22 protein-coding genes and 1 pseudogene are annotated in these 22229 nt (G+C 70.1%); 12 read left to right on the plus strand and 11 right to left on the minus strand.

The window, feature by feature from the left end; genetic code table 11:
• Positions 1-7: 7 nt before the first annotated feature.
• Positions 8-2014: an ATP-binding protein gene (locus ACIP5O_RS35275; protein ID WP_401301454.1), complete on the minus strand. Its 2007-nt coding sequence runs from the start codon at positions 2012-2014 to the stop codon at positions 8-10.
• Between the two features lie 446 nt (positions 2015-2460).
• On the opposite strand from ACIP5O_RS35275, the gene ACIP5O_RS35280 reads away from it, so the two are divergent.
• Positions 2461-2700 (plus strand): hypothetical protein, encoded by a 240-nt coding sequence (locus ACIP5O_RS35280; RefSeq protein ID WP_401301456.1) that lies wholly within the window; start codon positions 2461-2463, stop codon positions 2698-2700.
• Positions 2701-3151: 451 nt separating this feature from the next.
• Entirely contained in the window at positions 3152-3637 is a 486-nt protein-coding gene (locus ACIP5O_RS35285) for an NUDIX domain-containing protein (RefSeq protein ID WP_401301459.1), read from the plus strand.
• Between the two features lie 128 nt (positions 3638-3765).
• Here ACIP5O_RS35285 and ACIP5O_RS35290 read toward each other — a convergent pair whose 3' ends face one another.
• Both ACIP5O_RS35290 and ACIP5O_RS35295 read right to left on the minus strand, forming a co-directional pair.
• Entirely contained in the window at positions 3766-3963 is a 198-nt protein-coding gene (locus ACIP5O_RS35290) for a hypothetical protein (RefSeq protein WP_356540232.1), read from the minus strand.
• An 81-nt stretch (positions 3964-4044) separates the two neighbouring features.
• Entirely contained in the window at positions 4045-4305 is a 261-nt protein-coding gene (locus ACIP5O_RS35295; RefSeq protein WP_356540234.1) for a hypothetical protein, read from the minus strand.
• Positions 4306-4800: 495 nt separating this feature from the next.
• Between ACIP5O_RS35295 and ACIP5O_RS35300 the strand changes: the two genes are divergently transcribed.
• Positions 4801-6144 (plus strand): APC family permease, encoded by a 1344-nt coding sequence (locus tag ACIP5O_RS35300; RefSeq protein ID WP_401301461.1) that lies wholly within the window; start codon positions 4801-4803, stop codon positions 6142-6144.
• A 500-nt stretch (positions 6145-6644) separates the two neighbouring features.
• A pseudogene (locus ACIP5O_RS35305) lies at positions 6645-6977 on the plus strand (transposase family protein); the annotation flags it as partial.
• Between the two features lie 189 nt (positions 6978-7166).
• Here the strand turns inward: ACIP5O_RS35305 and ACIP5O_RS35310 are convergent.
• Positions 7167-8012: a hypothetical protein gene (locus tag ACIP5O_RS35310; RefSeq protein ID WP_401301464.1), complete on the minus strand. Its 846-nt coding sequence runs from the start codon at positions 8010-8012 to the stop codon at positions 7167-7169.
• A gap of 7 nt (positions 8013-8019) precedes the next feature.
• Complete coding sequence (locus ACIP5O_RS35315; RefSeq protein ID WP_401301467.1) at positions 8020-8526, minus strand: hypothetical protein; 507 nt, start codon at positions 8524-8526, stop codon at positions 8020-8022.
• Between the two features lie 163 nt (positions 8527-8689).
• Here ACIP5O_RS35315 and ACIP5O_RS35320 point away from each other — a divergent pair, with 163 nt between their 5' ends.
• From ACIP5O_RS35320 to ACIP5O_RS35330, 3 genes are all read left to right on the plus strand, one after another.
• Positions 8690-9127: a hypothetical protein gene (locus ACIP5O_RS35320; protein WP_401301469.1), complete on the plus strand. Its 438-nt coding sequence runs from the start codon at positions 8690-8692 to the stop codon at positions 9125-9127.
• 525 nt (positions 9128-9652) lie between these two features.
• Positions 9653-10042 (plus strand): hypothetical protein, encoded by a 390-nt coding sequence (locus ACIP5O_RS35325; RefSeq protein ID WP_401301472.1) that lies wholly within the window; start codon positions 9653-9655, stop codon positions 10040-10042.
• A 338-nt stretch (positions 10043-10380) separates the two neighbouring features.
• Positions 10381-10890 carry a hypothetical protein gene (locus ACIP5O_RS35330; RefSeq protein WP_401301474.1) on the plus strand — a complete coding sequence of 170 codons (510 nt, stop codon included), beginning with the start codon at positions 10381-10383 and terminating at the stop codon, positions 10888-10890.
• A gap of 1086 nt (positions 10891-11976) precedes the next feature.
• Here the strand turns inward: ACIP5O_RS35330 and ACIP5O_RS35335 are convergent.
• From ACIP5O_RS35335 to ACIP5O_RS35345, 3 genes are all read right to left on the minus strand, one after another.
• Positions 11977-12084 (minus strand): helicase associated domain-containing protein, encoded by a 108-nt coding sequence (locus ACIP5O_RS35335; protein ID WP_401301477.1) that lies wholly within the window; start codon positions 12082-12084, stop codon positions 11977-11979.
• Between the two features lie 129 nt (positions 12085-12213).
• Entirely contained in the window at positions 12214-12744 is a 531-nt protein-coding gene (locus tag ACIP5O_RS35340; RefSeq protein WP_401301480.1) for a hypothetical protein, read from the minus strand.
• 115 nt (positions 12745-12859) lie between these two features.
• Positions 12860-13846 carry an RNA-binding protein gene (locus ACIP5O_RS35345; protein ID WP_401301483.1) on the minus strand — a complete coding sequence of 329 codons (987 nt, stop codon included), beginning with the start codon at positions 13844-13846 and terminating at the stop codon, positions 12860-12862.
• Positions 13847-13899: 53 nt separating this feature from the next.
• Between ACIP5O_RS35345 and ACIP5O_RS35350 the strand changes: the two genes are divergently transcribed.
• On the plus strand, positions 13900-14157 hold the full coding sequence (locus tag ACIP5O_RS35350; RefSeq protein WP_401301486.1) for a hypothetical protein: 258 nt from the start codon (positions 13900-13902) through the stop codon (positions 14155-14157).
• Positions 14158-14712: 555 nt separating this feature from the next.
• On the opposite strand, the gene ACIP5O_RS35355 is transcribed toward ACIP5O_RS35350, so the two are convergent.
• A complete protein-coding gene (locus ACIP5O_RS35355) occupies positions 14713-15285 on the minus strand; it encodes a helix-turn-helix domain-containing protein (RefSeq protein WP_401301488.1) in 573 nt (190 codons plus the stop codon).
• Between the two features lie 95 nt (positions 15286-15380).
• Between ACIP5O_RS35355 and ACIP5O_RS35360 the strand changes: the two genes are divergently transcribed.
• Together ACIP5O_RS35360 and ACIP5O_RS35365 are read left to right on the plus strand one after the other, a co-directional pair.
• Positions 15381-16775 (plus strand): MFS transporter, encoded by a 1395-nt coding sequence (locus ACIP5O_RS35360; protein ID WP_401301491.1) that lies wholly within the window; start codon positions 15381-15383, stop codon positions 16773-16775.
• A gap of 225 nt (positions 16776-17000) precedes the next feature.
• Positions 17001-17225 (plus strand): hypothetical protein, encoded by a 225-nt coding sequence (locus ACIP5O_RS35365; protein ID WP_401301494.1) that lies wholly within the window; start codon positions 17001-17003, stop codon positions 17223-17225.
• Between the two features lie 548 nt (positions 17226-17773).
• On the opposite strand, the gene ACIP5O_RS35370 is transcribed toward ACIP5O_RS35365, so the two are convergent.
• A complete protein-coding gene (locus ACIP5O_RS35370) occupies positions 17774-18283 on the minus strand; it encodes a GNAT family N-acetyltransferase (protein WP_401301497.1) in 510 nt (169 codons plus the stop codon).
• Between the two features lie 270 nt (positions 18284-18553).
• Entirely contained in the window at positions 18554-18952 is a 399-nt protein-coding gene (locus ACIP5O_RS35375) for a hypothetical protein (RefSeq protein ID WP_401301500.1), read from the minus strand.
• Positions 18953-19006: 54 nt separating this feature from the next.
• Here ACIP5O_RS35375 and ACIP5O_RS35380 point away from each other — a divergent pair, with 54 nt between their 5' ends.
• Positions 19007-19303, plus strand: coding sequence for a hypothetical protein (locus ACIP5O_RS35380; protein WP_401301503.1), 297 nt, complete (start codon positions 19007-19009; stop codon positions 19301-19303).
• A gap of 862 nt (positions 19304-20165) precedes the next feature.
• Positions 20166-22229, plus strand: a 2064-nt coding sequence (locus ACIP5O_RS35385) for a DUF6531 domain-containing protein (protein WP_401301509.1), incomplete at its 3' end; no start/stop codon positions are given.

The following is a 22229-nucleotide window of genomic DNA, read 5'->3' on the forward strand; positions in this document are numbered from 1 at the left end:
GTTCCGTTCACTCCGCCAGGATCGTCCTCAGCGCGGCGAACGGATCCGTCAGCGTGGCCAGGCGGTACGCATGGTCGTACGCGCTGTCGCCGATCCGCTTCCGGGCCGCGAGCTCCGCGCTCCGCCGCAGCGGCTGGAGCTCGGGGGTGCCCCGCTGCGGGTGCCCGACCATCTGCCAGAACACCTGGCCCGTCCCGTACGCCGATGCCGCCTCCTCGCTCCTGGCCAGCGCCGACAGGGCCACCGCGAGCAGGTCGAGCCCCAGACCGAGGCCGAAGACGTCACCTATCAGGCGCTTGCCCCGCAGCATGGCCCGGGCGTGACCGGCGGCATCGGCCGGCCGCCGCTCCCGCAGCGCCATCACCGCGAGCTGGTACTCGGCGTAGGACCGCGTCCACTGCTCGCCCGCCGACGCCGAGTCGAGCCGCAGCTCCTCGGCCCCGGCCCGGGCCTCCTCGAGGAGACCGGACGCCGTCAACGCGAAGACCCGCACCAGCCGGCACCGCACCACCGCGGGCATGGCCGCGCCCCCGTCCGTCAGAGCGCGCTCCGCGACGGCCAACGCGCCCGGCGGATCGCCGCGCAGCAGCATCACCAGGCCGCGCAGGTAGCCGACGTCGGCAAGGAGCGTCGCGTCCCGGACCCGCACCGCGCACTCCTCGGCGCGGTCCGCCAGCTCCGCCGCCGTGTCGTACTCGCCCCGCAGACAGCGCACCACCCCGAGCCCCCACGCCAGCTTCCCCACGACGGCCCCGGGCCCGGAAACCGAGCGTGCGCACTCCTCCAGGTAGTGCGCCGCCTCGCGCAGATGACCGGAACACGCCCAGAAGAAGCCGAGTGCTCCCGCCAGCTCGGCGGCCGACGCGGGATCGGTGGCCAGCAGGTGCTCCAGCGCGGCACACAAATCGCCGTGGCAGGCGGTCAGCCGCGCGGAGGAGGCCACCTGCCCGGGTCCCCACCAGGAGTCCTCGGCGGCGAGCGCCACCTCGTGGAAGTACCGCGCGTGCCTGTCGGCCGTCGTCCGGGTCTCGCCGAGCTCCGCGAGCCACAGCGCCCCGTACTCGCGTACGGAGTCGAAGAGGTGCAGACGCCCGCCCCGCAGGGTCACGACGCTCTTGCGGACCAGTCCCTCCAAGGCCCGCTCCACGGCGGCTTCGGTCAACGGCCCGCCGCGGCACACCCGTACCGCGTCGTCCACCGTGACGGCCGAACGGAACACCGACAGGCGGGCCCACAGCAGCCGCTCGTGCGGTTCGCACAGCTCGTGACTCCACCCGATCGTGGTGCGCAGCGCACGGTGGCGCGACGGCTGGATCCGGCTTCCGGGGGCTTCGGCGAGGGACAGCCTGCTGCGCAGGAGCCGTGCCATCGCGGACAACGGCCTTTCCCGTAACTGGGCGGCGGCGAGTTCCAGCGCCAGGGGTACGCCTTCCAGCCGGTGACACACCTCGGCGGCGGCGACGAAGTCCTCGGGCCGCGTCCACCGGACACCGACGGCGCCGGCCCGTTCGGCGAACAGCTCCATCGCCTCGGAATCGACCGGCAGGGGACCGACGGGGAACAGGAACTCGGCGTCCGTGCCCAGTGGTTCGCGACTGGTCGCCAGCACGACGAGCCGTGGACAGCGCGCGAGGAGGTCCGACGCCAACGCCGCGCACGCCGTCACGAGATGTTCGCAGGAGTCCAGGACCAGCAGGACGCGGCGCACACCGATCCACTCGGCCAGCGTGTCGACGGGCTCGCCGGGCGAATGGTCCGACAGCCCGCAGGCGTCGGCGACCAGGGGTACCAGCAGGGAGTCATTGGCCAACGACCACAGGGGAGCCCAGTGGACGCCCGCGAAGGCCTCGGGCCCGCAGCCTTCGGCGACGCGTGACGCGAGCCGGGACTTTCCGATCCCACCCGTTCCCACCAGCGTGACGAACCGCCGCTCACCCAACAGGGAGGCAAGCTCCTCGACTTCCTCGGCCCGCCCGACGAACGGACCGCTCTCCGGCGGCATCCAGGTCTCCATTCCCCGCATTCTCCGACAGGGAGGGGAGCCGGATGCACGTATTCGGCGAAGCGCGGCCGTCCCGACGCTTCTCACCACCGGACCCCGGGCCGCATGCGTCCGCGCCGCACAGGTGTACGAGAGGAGATGCCCGGCCGCCGGGACGGCCGTCACTCCCCGGCCCCGCAACAGCTTCTCGACTCCGGCCTCGAATCGGTGAGCGCCGACCACGGCACTCGGTCTGCGCGACCTGCTGCGCTTACCGGGTAGCGCGAGGACGCCTTCGGCGTCGTACCGGTCACCGGTCAGGCCTTTGAACGTCGGGCTGTGGTTGCACCACTCGCTCCCGACCTCGATCTCGACGTTCCGGTCGATCGCCGAGACGAGGTCTCCGGGAACCAGCTTGTTCCGGGCCTCCTCCACCGCCACGCGCGTCGCGCCGCCGACGGTCTCCGTCAGCACTGTCCGTGTCACCGACGCGGCAGCCCGCGCGGCCGAGCGGGAGACGTTCGGCCCCGCACCTCACCGAGGCGCTGACGACGCTCGCCGCAACCGGAATCATCGCTGACCAGCCGGTGGAGCCCTTGGCCCGGCTGCTCTCGGGGGCGATGAACGAGGCCGCCCTCTGGATCGCGCGGGGCGGAGACCCGCAGGCCGCGGAACAGGCACTCGACCGACTCCTGACGGGGCTGCGCACCACCGCCTGACCACTCGCGCGGACACCCGGCGTCTTCCGACCCGATGCGGAGGAGGAGCAGGACGCTGTCGCCGACGGCCGGGGCGACCGGGCCGTGCCCGATCGGCATCCCGAACGCAAGCGGCGCGCGACCGTCCCGGACCACGGTGCCGGTCCGCCGTTTCGGCTTGGTCTGCCGACCTCCGGAGGACGGCCACGGGTCGGGCCCGGGGCGGCAGCGCCCCGCCCGCGCCGCTGCCGGGTCTCGACCTGCACGGCCCACTGCGTTCCCGGCTGACCCCGGTGGCGCTGTATCCGTCCCGGACGGGCCTGTCCTCGTCCGGTGCGGGCTCCGTCTCCCGGCCGGAACGGCCGTTCACGATCGACGAGGATCCGGGCCCCGGCGGATCGTGATCCCGCCGTGAGCGACGTTTCGCCCTTCCCCGACGCGGCCGACCGGTCCACGGCATAGGCTCGCGCTCATGGTGGACGCGATCGCTTCCCTGACGGAGTACGACCGGCGGCTGGCGCGCAAGCGAATGGCGGCGGGCGTGCTGTTCTTCGACGACGCGGGCAGGGTGCTGCTCGTCGATCCGGTCTACAAGGAGCCGTGGGAGATCCCCGGCGGGGCGGTCGAAGCGGACGAGTCACCGCGGGCCGGCGCGCGCCGCGAGGTCCTGGAGGAACTGGGTCTGGACCTGCCGCCCGGAGCGTTGCTGGGCGTCGACTGGACGGGGCCCCGGGAAGGGCGCAGCGAGAGCGTGGCGTTCGTCTTCGACGGCGGCCGGCTCGCGCCGGAGCAGGTGGCGGCGATCCGGCTTCAGGCGGAGGAACTGCGGGAGTTCAGGTTCGTCGAGGTCGGCACGGTCGGGGAGCTGCTTCTACCGAGGGCGGCACGCCGGGTGCGGGCCTGCGTGCGGGCCCGGAAGGAGGGCTTGACCGTGTACCTGGAGCACGGGAGGCAGTGAGCCGGGGCGGTCCGCGGCGAGCGGTCCTTCCGGGACGGCGGAGGCCGAGTGCGGAATCGGCCGCCTCAAGAGGCGACGCGCCGCGGCTCGGCCTTCGTCATCCCCGGCGGGCCGGCCGGCTACAGGGGTCAGGAGCGGGACCAGGGTCGGCGTCTGGCGCTGGTGTGGCCGGTGCGGTTGGCTCCGACGCCGGCGAGGTGCAGGGCCAGGGCGGTGAGTCCGAGGAGCATCACGTTCGTGGAGGAGAAGACGTCGTTGGTGCCGATGTCGGCTGCGTTGATCACGAAAGCGATGAAGAACAGGACGGCGGCGGCTATGCCGAGCATGTGCGGGTTCCTTCCGGGAGGATGCTGCTCACGTGTCCCGCAACGCTCTGTCGCGCGCGGGAGCGGTGCGGGGGAGTGGGGTCAGACCTGCTGGGGGTGGCCGGCATCGCCTTCGACGACCATGCGGTCGGCACCGGGCCGTTCGTCGCGTTCGACGATGGTGACGTCGATCTGCCCGTCGCCGGTGGTGTCGAACTGGTAGAGGTCGGCTTTCCCGTCGCCGGTGGTGTCGGTCATCCACACGTCGGGCTTGCCGTCACCGTTGGTATCGGCGCTGAGGACGACATGGTGCTCGTCCCCCTGGGTCTCGACCGCTTCTCCGGTGTGCGCTGAGGTGTCCATGACGGCCGGATGCCCCGGAGCCAGGGGGTGAAACGAGCGCGTGCTCCGGGGCGGTGGGGTGACGCTTGGTTCGACGCCCTTACGGGAGCGGTGGGGCCGTCGGTCGAGTGCGGGGCTCGCACAGCGCCGACAGCCGACAGCCGACGGCACGACAGGCGCAGGAGACGGCGCGGCTCTGTCGCCGGGCCCGCCGGAAGCCCGCTGCACGGCCGCCCGCCCGCACCGGGACACAAGGGATCCGGCATCCGGGACCCGCACCAGAACTCCGCGAGCCGACGGCTTCGCCCTCCGGAGACGATCTTGCCGGCCTTTCGTCCGGGGAGCCGCTACAGCCGACCGGAAGGGGTAGGGGCGACAGCGGAGACGATCACCCTTCTTCGGAGAGCGGGGCACGATGAGAGAGAAGAACGAGCAGGTCGGCGGGTATGCCGTCCCCGAGGTGGAAACGGTACGGCCGCGCCGCGCCGCCGCCGTCCGCGTCGGGACGGTCCCTCGGTGAGCGCCGGAACGGACAGCGCCTCCCCGTCCGGGCTGCGCCGCATCCTGACCACTCCCCTGCTCTACTTCTTCATCCTCGGCGACGTCCTGGGCGCCGGGGTGTACGTGCTGGTGGGGCAGGTCGCCGCCGCGTCCGGAGGCGCGGTGTGGGTGCCGCTCCTCGTGGCACTGGCGCTGGCCATGCTGACCGCCGCCTCCTACGCGGAACTGGCGACGAAGTACCCGCGGGCGGGAGGTGCCTCCCACTACGCGACCCGGGCGTTCGGTCCGGCGGTGGGGTTCGTCACCGGATTCTGCATGCTGGCGGCCGGCATCGTCTCGGTCGCCGCGCTCGCCCGCGGCTTCGCCGGCGACTACCTCGCCGCCTTCGTCACCCTGCCCGTCGCACTGGTCGCCGTGGTCTTCCTCGTCCTGCTGGCGCTGGTCAATGCCCGGGGCATCAAGGAGTCCACCCGCGCCAACACCATCGCCACCCTGGTCGAGGTCGGCGGTCTGATGGTCATCGTGGTACTCGGCGCCGTCCTGCTGCTGCGGGGAGAGGGCGACCCGGGACGGCTCGTCCAGCTGGGCACGTCCGAGGAGGGCGCGGCAGCGGCCGTGCTGAGCGGTTCCGTCCTGGCCTTCTACTCCTTCGTCGGTTTCGAGACCTCGGTGAACGTCGCGGAGGAGACCCGGGACCCCCGGCGTTCCTATCCCCGCGCCCTGTTCGGCGCGCTCGCCACCGCCGGGGCCGTCTACGTCCTGGTCGGCGTCGCCGCCTCGGTCGCCGTGCCCACGGGGGTCCTCGCCTCTTCCAGCGGCCCTCTCCTGGAGGTCGTCCGCGAGGCCGGTGGCGTCCCCCCGAAACTGTTCAGCGCCGTCGCCCTGGTCGCCGTGGCCAACGGAGCCCTGCTCACCGGCATCATGGCCTCGCGCCTGGCCTACGGGATGGCCCGTGACGGGCTCCTGCCCGGCGTCCTGACCCGGGTGCTGCCCGGGCGTCGCACCCCCTGGGCCGCGATCGCCGCCACCACCGTCCCCGCCCTCCTGTTGGCACTGACCGGCAGCGTCGCCACTCTGGCCTCCACCCTCGTGCTGCTGCTCCTGGTGGTCTTCCTGATCGTCAACACCGCCGTTCTCGTCTTGCGCTCCGACCCGGGCGAGCCCGGTCATTTCCGCGCCCCGAGCTTCCTGCCCGTTCTCGGCGCCGCCTCCTGCGTGCTGCTGGCCACCCAGATCGAGGCGGAGGTGTGGCTGCGCGGCTCGGTGGTGCTCGCCCTGGCGGCGGTCCTCGCCGTGGTCGCGGCCAAGCGGCGCCGCCGCCCGGAGACGGAGGACGCGAAAGCCCGAACTGCCAGGTGAGGGCACGGGCAGTTCGGCGACCGGATCCGGCGTGCGGGGACGCGTACCGGGCCCGGTGGGCCCTTTTCGAGCCACAGCGTCCGGCCTGCCGACGCGACACGCCCGCCGGTGCTGCTGGTTTTCGACCGGATGGGCGAGCGCAACCCCAACCGCACGACCCCGTACCCGATGGAGCGCGCCCGGCACCCGTGGCGGGGCAGGGACACGAGCACTTCCACGACTGTGACGGGCGGCGCAGGAGAAGGCCGCGAAGCAGGCGGCCGAGCAGGAGGCCCGCCGCTCCCCGTCGCACCGAGTGCGAGGCGGCGTCCAGCGACAAGCGGTGGCGGGCGGCGGAGCGCACCGGCCGGAACGCCCTTCCTCCGGAGGCCCGTCCCACCCCGTGCGGAGACCGTAACCGGCGGGAGAGCGCCGAAATGGAACAAGTCCGGGCGACCGGGCCTCAGTACCAGGAGCAGGCAGGCCTTGTCCGAACAGAAGGCGGAGAGCAGCCGGTCCTCCGCTGGACACCGGGCCGCACTCACGACCTGACCGCGGCCCGGGCCCACGGGATCGTGCAGGCCCGTCTCACCAGAGAGATCCTCGTCCTGGCCGACCGCGTCTACCAGGGCGCCGGCGCCACCTTCCGCACCCCCTGCTACCACCACCGAGAACAGCCCGATTACTACCAGCAGTTCAACCGTGACCACGCACGACTCGGAACGCCCGGCGAACGCGCCTTCGCGCAGCTGAAGACCTGGCGCATCTTCCGCCGAGCCCGATGCTCCACCCGCCGCACCAGCACCGTCATCCAAGCCGTACACGCGCTGCTGAGCTGCGACTATTCAGGATGAAAAGAGCTCAGTGAAGTGAGAGGCAGTGAGGGCCTGTGGTTTGGCGCAGGTCAGCTCTGGGTTTCCGAATGGAGCGCACTGTCATGAGGGTGAGAGAGCGTGGTGACTCCACCGCCACAGGGGGGGTAATCGCGCAGGTGGCGCGCTGTCACGGAACCGAGAGATCGCAGCCTGGGGTTTCGGTGCTTTTCAGTACAAGGGAAAAGACGCGAGGTACAAGGCGAAGAGTGGGCTCGCCAGGGCGAGGCATGCCATGGCTATGGTCATGGCGAGGCACACGACGAAGAAGAAGACGGCGAAGATCAGGTTGCCGGTGGTGCCGCGGCCGACCTGTGCCTCTGTTCGGCCTTCCGGGTCGTAAAGGATCTCCACTCGTTCCGCGTGCGTGGACGTGCCCGTGAGCTCGCGGGTCCGGCCTTCCAGGTCGGTGAACTCATAGGCACCGGCGTACAGGCGCCGGCCTTCGACGAGGACGCCGTGGGTGCGCAGCCACCACGTCTCCCTGGTCATCTCCCAGCCCCCGTAAACGAAGTGGCGCAACGGTACCGTGAGGGAACCGATCAACCAGCACAGCAGCGCGCTGTACCACTCGTACGCGCCGAGGATGCCTGCGCTCAGCATCGCCGCGGCCACCAGCAGATAGAGGGACACAGCGGTGCGCGAGGCGATCCGGCGCCAGTCGACGGGCGGTTTTACGACCGGCGTCTCGGTCACCAGTAAAGTGCCGTCGGTCCTGGGCTCGGACGCGTCACGTACAGGCAGTTTCCGCTGGAGCGCATCGAGGAAAGCCCGCGCCGCCGAGGCACTGCGGCCCTGCACCGTCCAGGACGCCGGACGGGCCGCCTGCGGAGCGGTGAGCACGACGACAAAGCTGCGCCCACCGGCCTTTGGAGATTCTGTCTGTTCGATCGCGGTGATCGGTATGCGCCTGCTGAAGGACGGCGTCTGCAGGATCAGCGTGTCCTGCTCGAGCCGGGCTTCGAAGCCGCGCCGACGCCCGGGCAGGATCATCGCAGAGGGGGTCGTCGGGATCACGCTTGTATCAGAAGATGTGCTTGCCATCCCATCCGAGGTCATGGAGGCAGATTAGAGCAGCCGGGATGGGACTCAAACGGTTGCCGGGCATGCCCTGCGACTGTGGGCACATCGAACCCACGCTCGGCACTGGCACATTCGCGGCCGGGGTGCGCGTGATCTGCCAGCTGGCGCGCGGCTTGGTGAGGAGGTGGGACAGGATCACGACGGCCTGACGTCCCTGGTCGTCAGGTACCTGTGGCCCGGCGAGCCGGGACTTGTTGGCCGTCTCCTTGGTGTGTTCCGGATGAGCCGCAGAGCGGCGGATACGCAGCCGACGGATGCCCTTCACCACGTAAGCGGCGGTCACAAGTACGAAGCCGATGGGCGTGATCCAGAACCAGGACTCCACCACCACAAAGCTCAGCATCAAGCCGATGAAGAGCAGGAGACAGCCGATGGTCTCCATCAGGTCGAGGCACCCCTTGGAACGCACCGCGGGATCGGGATCACGCATACGGCGGGTGACAAGCACGAGCTCGTCAGAACAAGCCTTCAGCGTTCATATGGTCTCTCCGTGGCGGCGGCTCCTCGGGGTGACTTGCTTGCCGTTCCGCCATTGCCCACGCTGGATGGCGTCGCCGACGAATCGGTTGGTCAGAGGCCCGGCTTCTTTCGCCAGTGGATAAGGTCCGGGCATGACCGCTGACTGGTATGTCCTCATCGAGGAGGACACCCGCGCCACCCAACGCGCCGACGGCACCGAACTGAAGCTGCACCGTTGGATGCTTACCGGCACACACCGCATCGGCCCCAACCGCGCAGAGGCGGCCGTGGCCGCCGAAGACGCGGCCCTTCACTACCTGCCGGGCATCCTGGCCCGGCACACACGCCCGGGAGACGAACCCGCCCGCCACGCCCTGCTCACCCAGGACGGGGCATGGATCGTGCTGGTGAAGCAACGCCACCGTGAATGCCACATACGGGTGACCACGGCCCAGCTCGTGCATTCGAAAGAAGAGAAGGAAGCACCACCGAAGAGCCTGAGGGACAAGTTCCGCAGCGCCATGGAGGGCCCGCCCCCCGCAGTGAAGCCCTGGACCTGGACGCCCGGAGACCAGAACGATCAAACCTGACCGTTCCACACCTCACCGAAAACCAACCGGACCGCTTGTACCACCAGATGCCGATCTCAGCCCTGCGTCTTGTGGGCCCGAAGGTTTGAGTTCCTCAGTACATGTGCCCCCGTCTCCTTACCAAGGAGGGAGTCGAGGGGGACCAGGCGGCTGTCCGGTGGGGTGTGCCGATCGGCGATGCCTTCATTCCGAGAGCGGCTCTCGAGATCCATGCCGGTTCCTGGGAGTGGCTCACCCTCCCCGCCGCCGGCCCGCCCGAGCCGGCGACCTTTGCCATCCGGTCCTCGCTCGCCGGTCGCCCCGTGGCCTGCTGTTGCCCAGCGCGGGTTGTCAGTGGTCTCGTGCATGCTCATCGAGCAAGAGATCGTCATCGGCCGCCCTCTTGCCGGTCCGGCCTGTACCGGGTCTGCGGGAGGTCATGAGCAGGCGTACTCATGTGCGTGTGTCTGTCCATGGGCAGGGTGGTGTTGTCGTAACAGGTGTTTACAGGGGAGGGAGTGCGCGATGAGTGCGAGGAACGTGTCCATGACGGCGCTGCTGGCTGCCGGCGCGATGACCGTGCTGGCTGCCGGCCCGGCAGCGGCGGCTGGTGGTCTGCTTCCGCATCCGGGTCCGGAGGGCCTGGTGTGGGTGGAGGAGAAGACCGGGGACGGGGGAGTGGCTTCCGGCGGGGCATGGGATCGCCTGCCGACGGTGCTGACGGTGGCTTGCGAGGGTGATGGCACCGTGCACGTCACTATGGACTCGCAGGGCTACCAGGTCGCCGACTTCACCGTGGACTGCCCCGCCGGCGCTGCAGGTGTGGATTCGGTGACCATGGATCCGGGCGTGGTACGGCCTGGGTCCTTCAGCATCGGTGTCGACGCCTCCGACGACACCGTCCGCTGGGCCCTGACGGTCACCCAGCCCGAATAGAACCCACAGCGCCCTCTTCGGGGAGCCTCTTTCATCCTGGGGTTCTGAGACTGAAGGTCCGGTACATCACCGCAGGTCAGCGGCACCTGAAGGTCTCGACAGAACCGAGGATGAAAGAGGCTCGGTAACGCACTGCGGGGCGGGAGCCGAGCACCGGTTCAGGAGGTCGATCCGGGTCCGTCGCGGCGGCTTTCGTCGTTTGGCGCGACGGCCGGGCAGAGGTTCTGGTGTACGCACCCGTGCAGCGTCGTTGATGTCAGCCCCCGCACGCGGTCTTTGCAGGGGGGTGACGCTGTTGAGCGATTGGGCTGTCCCTGGCGTGGCGGAGAATGGTGCTCATGTGCGCTCTCTTCGACCCCCCTGAGCCTCGCCGCGTCTCGCCGGGCGAGTACCCGGTGTGGGACCAGGCTCTCGCCCTTGTGAACCGGGATTTGGCGGTGACGCTTCCCCGGCTGGAACCCCTGCAGCTGCTGGCACTTCCGTCCTGCGACGCGGATGAGCCGGAGAACGTCCACGTCGCCATGGCCAACGGCGAGTGGCACGGCAACCACTTGGACCCGAACGCACAGGACAGCCTTGCCTCTGCACTGGCGAGCGTCGCCGACGCCGCGCAGGAGACCGTCATGGAGCTTCTGTGGCAGACGTGGCCCCTGTGCCCCGAGCATGGCCTGGGCATGCATCCAAGGGAGGACACGGAAGAGCGACTGTCCTGGTGGTGCGCGGGAGAACGGTCGCGTCGCGGCCCGGCTCATATCCACGCGGCCGTGGGTGCACTCGACGCTATGGGAGCGTCGATCCGTACCTGTCCGGCTCCGCTCCTCCCTTCCGCCCAGCTGCTCTCCGGCTGAGGCGAGTCGGCCGTCCCCGGACGGACTTGAGGTCGTCTGGAAGGACGTCGTCCTCTCCTGGCTCTCCCAACGGCTGCACAGGAGGAACGGGACGTGTCCCGTCCGCTCGGTGATGACCAGGGCTTTCGGCCGGCGGGCCGGGAAGGAGCGGCCGTGTACGGCGGGCACGCCGCCCGGCCCGCGGCCGTGCAGCATTTCCTCCAAGCGCCCGCAGTACTGTCCGGCGAAATCCTGAATGCGCTGGGCGTACCCGGCGCGCTCGTCCTCACGCCCGACCGGGACCCCGGGCGGCGGCCGGGGTCCCGGAACACCTCCAGGCGGGCGTTCACCGTGTCGTCCTGGTGCCGGCGGATGCGGACCGGTTCCAGCCCGTGGGCGCCCGCGTCGTACGACCTCCTGCTCACACCGCTCCTCCTTGGTCGCTCCGTGGCCGCCGGGCGGTCCACTCCGGATCACACGCCGGCGCCTTCGCGGGCCGGAGCGCGCAGCGTGACCGGAAGAGGAAGACCGGGACGGCGGCGATCGGTCGGCCGGCCTGAGCTATGCCTTGGGGGTCTTCCGGGGTGAGGCCGGCATCGTTGTGCCGGCGAGGAGGACGCAGACACCCGCGGTCGCGGTGAGACCCACCGTGCCTGGGGCCACGAAACCAGGTACGTCGTCGGTCGTGTAGCTCCCACCGCTCTGCCGCAGGCAGACATATCGGGGCGGCAGGTACTCGACCCGGTGACCCACGACGTCTGCCCCTGCTTCAGGGGCGCCCGCTGTGCGGCAGGGCTGGACCGGAAAGGCATCGGCGCCGCTGTCATCGGTGGAGAGCACAGCCAGACCGAGACTCAACAAACCCCACGCGTACACAGCGGTGGCGCCCGCGCCCGCCACCGCGGCCGCACATCTCAGCCGGGTCTGTCGGTCGGCCCGACGCACCCCGATCTGCCCGAGTTGACCGAAGCCGTATCCCGCAAGTCCGAAGCACACGACAACCGCGACAATGAGGAGGGCGAGAGTCATCACCCGCCGATCTCATCAGCGGACGCTCCCAAAAGCCATGGCCGGCCGCGAGCGCAGTGGTCATGGCGACGACCCTCATCACACCCATCCCATCCCGATCCGGGACAACTGCTCGATCCGCTCCGGCGTCAGCGAGACCGCCCGGGTGCGCTGGTTGCCGACCCATGCACCGAGCTTGAGAGGCACTTCCCGCTGCTCCTGGCCCCACTGCCGAGGACGACGGTCTCGACGTGCTTCCCAGCACAGCCAGACGGCCTCCGCGCTCGTAGAACTGGTGGGCGGCGATGTAGTGCATCGCCCACTTCTCGGTCCGACTCACCCAGGCCTTTGGCTTCTCTTCCTCGGAGGCGGGGTGATGCCGAGGACGTGTTCGCCCCTCCACTGCTGCACGCTCGTGAGTTTGCCGAACCCGAGCCACTGCGCCCGTACCCACCTTCCCGGGTCTTCGCCCCGGCGCACGGTCTCCCCGGCCGCCACCAGCAGTGCCCCGGCCCACGACTCCACCGGCAGCCCCTCGGTCCGACGCTGCTCCAGTTCGGCCGCCTGCCGGGCGGCGGCGCGTGCGTTCTTCAGCCATATCCCTACGGCCGCCCCTGGCGGACGGCGTCGAGCAGGGCCGGGAGACGCCCGTTCTCCTCCGCCCACCCGCGCGGCGGCCAGACCCTCTTCCCGGGCGACGTCGTGGTGGGACCGGACCGTGCCGAGCTTCTCCAGCTCCCGGGCGCGCTCGGAGTCCATGTCCCCGCTGCGATGTGTCGGTTTCACGCCGGTGAGGTCGTGGCAGTGACGGCTGGTCAGGAACGGCATGTTCTTGCAGGTCTTCGGCCCGTGACGATGGTGGGTCACCGACACGAAGCGGTGTGCGGTGTTCTGGTGGCCGGCCTGACGCGTTACATCCTCAAGCGGTCCACTGTCATGTAGATGGCACATCGCATCATCGGGCCGGTGTGCGTGAATCGCCTCACCATCGTGCGCGCAGCACGCCGTCGCTGTCGGGTAGGGCGGCTTGGAGGAGTGGGCTGCGTTCGACGGTGCAGAGGGACAGGGCACGGGCCGCTCGTGCGTCGGCCACCAGGGCGCCGAGCTGTTGGTACTGGGCCTCATCGACGGTCACGTATTTGATCGTTCCGTCCTTCGTCTCCCGGACGAACTCGACGTGCCATTCGGACGGCAGCGCGGTCAGGACCGCGCCGACGTCGGGTTGCAGGTCGGGCCAGAGGGTCAGCAGGGCGCGCGGGCCGAGACCGGCGCGCACCGCGTCGAGGGTTTCCGTGGTGAGACGGTACCCGCGTGTGGTGTTGACGACATGGGTCTCCTCCAGAAGCAGGCCTTGTCGCGCCGCCGGCTCGGTGCGTACCGATGTCCGGAAGCCTTCGTCGGCGGCCTCTGCCACCTCTGGTTCGGCGACGTAGGGGGACGCCTCCATCGGTTCCGCGAAGAGGCCGAGGGCTTGTGTACAGGCCACGGCGTCCGCGCAGGGCCGGTCGCCGCCCACGTACACGTACTGGTCCCATCTGACGTGCACGGCAAAAACGTCCCCCGCCTCCAGCCGGCACCAGGCGCCCTGCTCACGAAGCATGACGCGGACCGGTTCCAGAGCCACCTCCAGGCAGACCTCGGCCCCGTCGTGGTAACCGGTGAGGCCGGCCGGGAAGAGACCGCTGAGCCCGTGCCCCTCGACCACCGGCCGGGCACCGAAGTGGACGAACCCGGTGACGTAGGGCTCACGGATCTCCAACCGGTCGATGCCCGCAATGCCCGGCCGTAGATCGTGATCATGGCTGGGAAGGTCACTCGCCGGTAGCCTGCCCGCGTGACTGGGACCTGGAACCAAGAGCATTTGATTGCGGACGGCTTCGAGCGTGTGTACGTCGAGTTGGAGTGGTACGACGGACCCCGCCTCGGTCTCGCCGACATCAACGGGAAGCCTCACTACTTCCAGAGCCACGACTACGCCGACGAACCGGTGAGTACCAGGTCTGGCCCGCGAGCGAGGCGGCGGTGAAGCTGGAACGCGAGCAGTGGGCGATCTTCACCAGATGGAACGATCGTCGTGAGGCCGGTGAGGTCGGACCGGAGTGCCATCCGGGTCACGGCGGGATCGACGCCCGTTACGACGAGCTGGAGCTGCTGCTGGCGCCGCACCGCCAAGCGCCGGACGACACACGCCGACTTGTGAGCGAACTGCGGTTCACTGCCGGCGCCCACTACCGGGCCCAGGGACTCAACTACTGGTTTCGGTGGCATCCGAGCAGGTGAGACCCCGGTGAGGTCCGTCCGTGAGGCTCACAGATCGTTTCCCAGGTAGACGCGTATCTGTGAGGTTATGAGGGACTTTCCACTGTCCGGCGTGGCTCACCACCATGCTCACCACCGCAGGTCAGGACGCCGTACGACAGACTTGCGCCCCTGACCCCTGCTTCTTCCACAGGCCCCTCACGCCGTGGTGCCACCGGTCCGCCATGCCGGATCGGAACGCCGTCTGAGCCGCTGGCGCGCCACCCGGCCGACCTCGGCCCCAAGGGGGGATCCCCTCCATACCCGTGCTCGGGCTCCTCGTCATCCTGCTCCTGGTCCTCTTCATCGCCTTCGCCTTGGGTGCCGTCGTCTGCCTCACCACCACCCGCGCCTCGCCCAGCCGCTCGCGGCCGCCGTAGTGTGAAGAGCGGACCTCGCCGCCCTTGCCTCCCGACAATGGCCCGCCCGGTGGACGCCGGGGAACCGGCAGGCCGGGGTGCGGTCGCGCGGTCCGGAGCGCAGAACGCGGTGTGGATCACGGCGCCGATCCTCGTACGGCGGGGAAGGGGACCCTGTTCAGGTCTCCGGTCCGGTACGGACGACGGCCTGGTCGCCGTGCGGGCCGAACAGGTGCAGGATCTCGACCGCGCTGTCGCCCGCGGGCCCGAACCAGTGGGGTTCGCCGGTGTCGAACTCGGCGACCTCGCCGGGGCGCAGCGTGACGTCGGAGCCGCCCAGGATCAGACGGAGTTCACCGGCGAGGACGTAGAGCCACTCGTAGCCGGCGTGGGTGACGAGCTTCGGTTCGCGCGGGGCGAGCACCTGCTTGAAGACCTGCACGCGGCCCGGGTACTGCGTGAGCGGCACCAGCACGCTGCCGCGGTCCCTGCGGTGCGGGCGCAGATGCACCCGTGGGTCGCCGGTGGCCGGGGCCGCGACGAGTTGGTCCAGGGCGACACGGTGGGCGCGCGCCAGCGGGATGAGCAGGTCGAGGGTGGGGCGCCGGATGCCCGACTCCAGGCGGGAGAGGGTGCTCAGGGAGATGCCGGTGTCCTGGGCGAGCGCCTCAAGGGTGAGACCGCGGTCGCGGCGCAGGGCACGCAGCCGGGGCCCGATGCCGTCGAGGATCTGGGCGAGTTCGGTGTCCATGGCCTCCATTTTGCGGTCTTCGCAAAGACGCTGGGTGCAGGCGGCAGGCCGGTCCCAGCATGGCGGCACATAATCCCGACGGAAGGCGGTCGCAGATGACCACGACCTCTTTGTCAGCAGAACCCGGACTCGGTGCGCGCCGGCGCTGGACGGTCCTCGCCGTCTGCGCGCTGAGCATGTTCCTGGTGGGGCTGGACACCACCATCGTCAATGTGGGGCTCCCCGCGATCGGGAAGGGTCTGGGGATCGGCACGCGGGGTCTGGAGTGGGTGGTGGACGCCTACACCGCCGTCCTGGCCGCGCTCCTCATCACCTCCGGCGCGCTCGCCGACCGCTTCGGACGCCGACGGGTTTTCCGCGTCGGCCTGGTCGTCTTCGGGGCCGCGTCGCTGGTCTGCGCGATGGCACCGTCGCCGGGTGTCCTGATCGCGGCGCGGGCCGTGCAGGGGGTCGGCGCGTCGATGCTGAGCCCGGTGGCCCTGGCGATCGTGGTGAGCGCGATGCCCGATCCGAGGGAACGGGCCAGGGCCATCGGAATCTGGGCATCGGTGTTCGGGCTGAGCATGGCGGCAGGGCCGGTCACCGGCGGGGCGCTCGTCGCGACGCTCGGCTGGCGGTCGGTGTTCTGGGTCAACGCCCCGGTCGTCATGGCCGCGCTGGTGCTGGTCGCGGTGTTCGTACCGGAGTCCCACGGGCAGCGCGCACGCCGTCCGGACCTGCCCGGGCAGGTGCTCCTCACGCTGGCACTGGGGGCAGGTGTCTGGGTGCTCATCGAGGGCCCGCACATCGGCTGGTCCTCTCCCGTGGCCGCGGCCGGCTACGCACTGATCGCCGTCGCCACGGCCGCGTTCGTCCGCGTCGAAAGCCGCCGGAGCGAGCCGCTGATGGACCTCGGCCTGTTCCGACGGCCGGTGTTCGCCACGGCGGTGCTGGGCGCCATCGCCGTGTTCGCCGCCCTCAGTACGGCCCTGCTGCTGAACACGCTCTACCTCCAGCACGCCCGCGGCTGGACCCCTCTCGCGGCCGGGCTCGCCACCCTGCCCATGGCGCTCGGCGCCACCCTGTGCGCACCCTGGGCCGGCAGCCTGGTGGGCCGCCTCGGGCCACGGCGCCCCCTGCTGCTGGCCGGCGCGTTCACCGCGGCGGGCGGCCTGTGCCTGGCCGACCTCGACCAGGACACCGACATACGCCTCCTGCTGACGGCCCAGTTGCTGCTCGGGATCGGCTTCGGCTTCGCCAACGCACCCCTCACCAACGCCGCGGTCGGCGGCCTCCCCGCCTCCCGCGCGGGCGTGGCCGGGGCCATCACATCCACCGCCCGCCAAGTCGGCTCTGCCGTCGGGGTGGCACTCTCGGGGGCCCTGGTCGCCGGAGCCGGACCGGACGTACTGGCCCGGGCGTCACGTCCCGGCTGGCTGCTGGTGGCGGCCTGCGGGCTGTTCCTGCTGGGCGTGGCGCGGGCCGCCGCGCCGGTACGCCGGGAGGCGTGAGAGCCGAGCGGCCGGTGAAGGGCCACGTCCCCCGGGGCACCGGTCCGGTTTTGGGCACCGGCCTCAGGGCTTGTCCCGGCGGCCGACGCCGAGGCGGGGGAGTGGTCACGTACGGTCACCCCGGAAGCGGGCCGGGCCGCGCTGCGGAGTCCGGTGGGGGCATGGTGAAGGGCGGAGCGGCTGACCGAGGCGCTGAGGGAGCCGCTGCCCTTCGGCCGTCCGCGCGTGACCTCCTCCGGGGCCGGACGCCTCGTCCGCGCCGGCCTGCTCGCCTGCCCCGGCGGCGAAACCGTCACCCTGGACGTGCACCCCGATCAGGTCGCGGCCCTGGCCCGGCGCCAGGACTTGCCCGCGCTCCCAGGCCGCCACGTTCCCTTCGGCCCCGATCAAGCGGCCGTCCGCCACGGGCTGCGCCGCACCGACTGGGATCATGTCGTGCGCCTCGGGTAGATCGCCCCCACCGGCATGGTCGATGTCGGTTTCAAGCGCCGCCGGGGCGGGGCGGCCACCATCCCGCTCTCCTCCGGCCAGGACATCGCCCTCCTGCCCGTCACCCGTCCGTCGGCGGACCGGTGGGTCGCTTGTCAGAGGCGTTCACCAGCTTGCTGACCATGGGAAACCCAGACGGATCATTGACGACCCGCACCACAGGGGAACCGCATGGCCTCATGCGGGAAGCCGGATTCACAGGCATCAACGACACGGGGGCACGGGCGGAGGACTGGCAGGTGACGAACGTCACCGACGCCGGACGGCGCAGCCTCCAGGCTCTCGTCCAGAAAACCGGGGCGTCGGCGGTCATGGTGTCCTTCCTCGACAGTGATGTGGGGGTCATCGAGGCCCCCATGCCGGACGGCACCCACTGGGAGGGCCTCCTCAACCCTCTTGGTCGCTCTGGGGCTACCCGACGCAACCCAGCCCTCACAAACCAGGGCCTGTGGACCCGAGTGCACCACAGCTCCGGCTGCGGTGATCCTCCGCTCCCCGCGCAGGCGGGGCTACGCAGTGGAGCGCCATTCCCCTTCGAGGCTGCTGAAGATCATGGAGTCTCGCCAGCCGTCGTGAAGCAGCGCGGTGTCGCGCAGGTGTCCCTCATACGTCATGCCGATCTTGGACAACACTCGGGAGGAGCCGAGATTCCTCGGGTCACAGGTGGCATGGATCCGATGGAGCCCGAGCTCGCCGAACCCGTGCGCGAGCAGCTGCCGGCCTATTTCCGTGCCGATGCCCTGCCCCCATACCCGGGGATGCACGATGTACGAGATCTCGCCCTGGCGTTGCTTGTGGCTGCGGACGTGCAGCTCACCCATGCCCACGACATCCCGCCGGACGCGGGCGATGTAGGGGAACCGGCTCTGAGGAGTACCCGACCAGGCCTTGACCGCGGAGTCCACGAAGTCCTGCGTCTGGGCCTCTGTGTTCGGCCCCCAGGACTGATAGCGGCACACTTCCGGGAGGCGCGCCCATGAGTGAACGGCTGGCCAGTCCTCCAAAACGATCTTGTCCAAGGTTACCGAGTGCCGACTCATGGAACGATCATGAACGGGGCGCCGCGGGAAGATCAAGACCAGGGAGCCCGTCACGCTTCACCGACGGCCGTGCGGGAAGGAAGACCCGGTGCCGGCAGTCCTGGTGAACACTGCGAGGCACTCCCTGACCGAGTGCGCCTCCCCAACCAGCGTCGAATTGCTGCTCCTTCTCGTGAACAAAGCCACCCACTGGAGGGGCTGCGCGAACACGGCCGGGCCCGCCTTCTGGCGCTTCGGCCGTGACCACCGTCAGCCGCTGCTCGAGACGATCGGCAATCCCCCCGGGACACCTACCTCGTCCGTCGGCGCAAGGCCGCAAGGGGAAGGGGAGAGGAACGCCGCCGTGAGGAGCGGGAGGCGCGGCGGCCGGTCTACAAGGAGTGCGGGCAGAAGTTCGCCGACGACCGGTGGGAGGCGATTGGCTACAGCCGCGGGCGGGACGAACGCGAGTCGCGCCCGCACCTGTGCAAGGACTGCCAGGCCTGGGCCGTCGCAGACGAGGCGCAGGCCGAAGCCGACGAACGCGAGCGCCAGGAGCGCCTGTGCCAGGAGGCCGAGGAACAGGCCGCCGTGCACAAGGCCGGCGGCTGGCTTTTCGCGCTTCCGCACCTGACCGGGCAAGCCGCCACCGACCAGGCGGGCAAGCACGGAGTGGTCTTGGGCAAGCCCGCGTTGTCGGTGGCGGCTGGAAAACTGCTCGGTATGAACGGTGACGAGCAGCTGCTGCGCGGCCGGGTCTACGGCCACGACCACGACGACCCCGATCCGGGCCCGAAGCCGGGCCGGACCTACGCCGAACTCGTCGGCGGCCCGCTGGACGGCCTCCTCCTGGACATCCACGACTGGTGGACAGAGGAGGGCGACGACGGCGTCGCCCTGACCACCGAACTCGGCCGGTGGCCCGGCGGTCGCGTCCTGTACGACCCGCGCCCCGGCGAAGCGCGTAAGTCGGGCCCGGGTGTCGCCTGCCGCTTCTACTACACCGGCGACACCCCCTGACTGACTCCTCACGCCGCGCACCGGTACGCCGTGTCTCGTTGCCCGTTGACAGTCCGCGGAGCAACTGGACGGCCTCGACGGCGACCGGCTGCGCGTCATGCAGTTGAAGGAGGCCCACCGCCGGGCGAAAGAGCGTGAGGTCACGCAGAAGGAAGCACGCCGCCCAGTGCGCACCCGGTGCGGGGCGAAGTTCACTGACGAGCGCTGGCAGCACCTTCTCGGGCGGCAAAGGACCGTGGCCGACCGCACCGACGAACTACGCGCTGACCGGGCCGGTCAATAGCACCGGCATGATCAGGTCAACCTACGTGTGTGGTTCTTTCGTCATGCGAAACCTTGTCGCCCGGTAACGATCTCCCTTGTCCGTGCATGCCCGATGCGGGGGGATTCGCGGAACCAATGAGGCGGGAAGCGGTCTGGCTGGTTCCGCGCCGTGTGGATCGTGTGTTCGAGGGCAGCGCGGCGGCTGCTGTGGAGGTTTCGTGGCAGCGTGTGCACGCCGCGTGACCGCTGGGGTCGCGGTGGCTGTTTCCCGTGGGGGGAATTCATGCGTTCACGTGCTTCGGGCACGTCTCTTCGGCGTGCCCGCAGGTCGTCCCGGTACGGCCTGGTCGCCGCCGTGGCGGCCTTGTCGCTGGCCGCGTCGGTGGTACCGGCTCTGGCCGAGCCGGCCGCCGTCGATCCGGGTCCGGTCTCGGTGTGGGGGAAGACGGACGGGCCGCGCCTGGGGGTGCCGCCGGTCAAGGTCGGCACCAACCAACCGGTTCCCAACGAGGCGGAAGCTCCCGACACGCCGGGGGAGAAGGCCTGGGAGGAGGCTCAGCAGAACCGAGCCGCCGACAAGCCCGCCCAGAAGCGCTCGATGCCGGCATCTGCCGCACAGACCGATGGTGGTGAGCCGGTCACTGTGCCCGGGGGGCAGGGTGCGGTTCCGTGGCACCAGATCACCGACTTCCGTATCACCGACTCGCTGGTGGCCCGGATCAACCTGTCGACCGGCAACCTGATGCTGGCGGCGACCGACTTCGAGGTCGCCGGTGTCGGGCAGAAACTGCGGCTGGCCCGTACTTACAACTCCTTCGACGGCGCCGGCGGCCTGGTCTCCCCGCGCTGGTGGCAGGAGTACGAGCGCTCCTTCTGGCGCTCGGAGAACGAGGTCGTCCTCACCGATGCCACCGGTGCCACCCTGCGCTTCGCCAAGGCGTCCGACGGCTCCTTCACCACGCCCAAGGGCTACTCGAAGGACCTGAAGGAGAATGCCGACTACACCTTCACGCTGACCGACCGCAAGTCCGGGGTGAAGGACACCTATGACGCCAACGGGGTCCTGACCAAGGTCACCGACCGGAACAAGGGCACGATCACCGTCGAGCACCGCGAGGGCGGCTTCAAACTCACCGAAACCCGCTCGGGCCGCTGGATCGACCTCGCCTACACCGACGAGAACCACCTGGTAGCCAAGGATCACACCGGTCGCACCGCCTCCTACGAGCTGGACGGCGGCGGGAACCTCTCCCGCACCACCGACACCGCAGGCAAGACCACGCTCTACGCCTACGACGCCGACGGCCGCATCACGAAGATCACCACCCCCGACGGGCGGGTGACGGTCTTCACCTACGACGCCCAGAACCGGGTGCGCTCCATGCTGCGGGCTACGTCGCTGGGCGGCTCGGGCCACACGGGACCGACCTACACCTACGCCTACTCCAACACCGACCCCAAGGCAGCAGGCACGACCACGGTCACGGACCCGGAGAACCACGCGACCAAGTACGAGCACGACAAGGACGGCCGGGTCACCAAGACCACCGACGCCCTGACCCACTCCCGCTCCAAGACGTTCGACGCCAACCACAACGTCCAGACCGCGACCGACGCGATGGGTACCGGTACGGGCGGCACCGGCGGGAACGTGACGACGTACGGCTGGGACGGGCGCAACAACCCCACCTCAACCAAGCTGCCCACCGGTGCGACGGCCGCCATGACCGGCTACCAGACCATCGCCGGAGCCGACCTGCCCGGTTCGATGACCACGGCGGACGACGAGAAAACCGACTACACCTACGACGCGGCCGGCAACACCACCTCCGTCGCCATCACCGGCACCGGAGGCGGCAAACAGACCTTCGAGCACAACAAGGCCACCCCCACCTGCGGCGGCTTCGAAGGCCAGCGCTGCAAGGCCACCGTGAAGATGACGGACACCAAGTCGGTGTCCACCTCCTTCACCTACGACGCCAAGGGCAACCTGACCAAGGTCACCCCGCCCGCCCCGCTGGGCACCACCACCTACACCTACGACCAGCTCGGGCGTCCCCAGACGGTCACCGACGGCCGCGGCGTCAAGACCACCTACACCTACGACGCCCGCGACCGCGTCGTCCAGGTCTCCACGCCCACCACCACGGTCGTCTACGCCTACGACGGCGACGGCAACCTCGTCCAGCGCACCGACGGCTCCGGCATCACCTCCTACGCCTTCGACCCGCTCTCGCGCGAGACCGTCCGCACCCTGCAGGACGGCTCGCAGACCCAGCTCACCTACACCCCCGCGGGCAACGTCGACACCTACACCGACCCGGCCGGCACCACCGACTACACCTACAACGAGGTCAACAACCTCACCGAGCTCAGAGACCCCACCGGCAAGGTCACGAAGTACGAGTACGACAACAACGACACCCGCACCAAGACCACCTACCCCGGCGGCACGGTGCAGAGCGTCACCCCGGACAAGTCCAGCCGCCCCGAGAAGATCAAGACGACCTCGCCGCAGGGCACCCTGGTCGACCTGACCTACTCCTACGCCAACGGCACCAAGGACGGCGGCAAGATCCGCACCAAGACCGACGCGGTCGGCGGCTACAAGACCAGCTACACCTACGACGGCGCAGGCCGCTTCTCCTACGCCAAGGACGAG

Source organism: Streptomyces sp. NPDC088915 (assembly GCF_044749825.1).
In the GTDB taxonomy this organism is placed as follows: Bacteria; Actinomycetota; Actinomycetes; order Streptomycetales; family Streptomycetaceae; genus Streptomyces.

Coding starts and splice junctions, on each gene's coding strand:
- ACIP5O_RS35380 (WP_401301503.1), top strand. CDS start 19,007: ATGAACGGTGACGAGCAGCTGCTGCGCGGCCGGGTCTACGGCCACGAC.
- ACIP5O_RS35355 (WP_401301488.1), bottom strand. CDS start 15,285: ATGGACACCGAACTCGCCCAGATCCTCGACGGCATCGGGCCCCGGCTG.
- ACIP5O_RS35325 (WP_401301472.1), top strand. CDS start 9,653: ATGACGGCGCTGCTGGCTGCCGGCGCGATGACCGTGCTGGCTGCCGGC.
- ACIP5O_RS35285 (WP_401301459.1), top strand. CDS start 3,152: ATGGTGGACGCGATCGCTTCCCTGACGGAGTACGACCGGCGGCTGGCG.
- ACIP5O_RS35275 (WP_401301454.1), bottom strand. CDS start 2,014: ATGGAGACCTGGATGCCGCCGGAGAGCGGTCCGTTCGTCGGGCGGGCC.
- ACIP5O_RS35290 (WP_356540232.1), bottom strand. CDS start 3,963: ATGCTCGGCATAGCCGCCGCCGTCCTGTTCTTCATCGCTTTCGTGATC.
- ACIP5O_RS35295 (WP_356540234.1), bottom strand. CDS start 4,305: ATGGACACCTCAGCGCACACCGGAGAAGCGGTCGAGACCCAGGGGGAC.
- ACIP5O_RS35320 (WP_401301469.1), top strand. CDS start 8,690: ATGACCGCTGACTGGTATGTCCTCATCGAGGAGGACACCCGCGCCACC.
- ACIP5O_RS35360 (WP_401301491.1), top strand. CDS start 15,381: ATGACCACGACCTCTTTGTCAGCAGAACCCGGACTCGGTGCGCGCCGG.
- ACIP5O_RS35330 (WP_401301474.1), top strand. CDS start 10,381: ATGTGCGCTCTCTTCGACCCCCCTGAGCCTCGCCGCGTCTCGCCGGGC.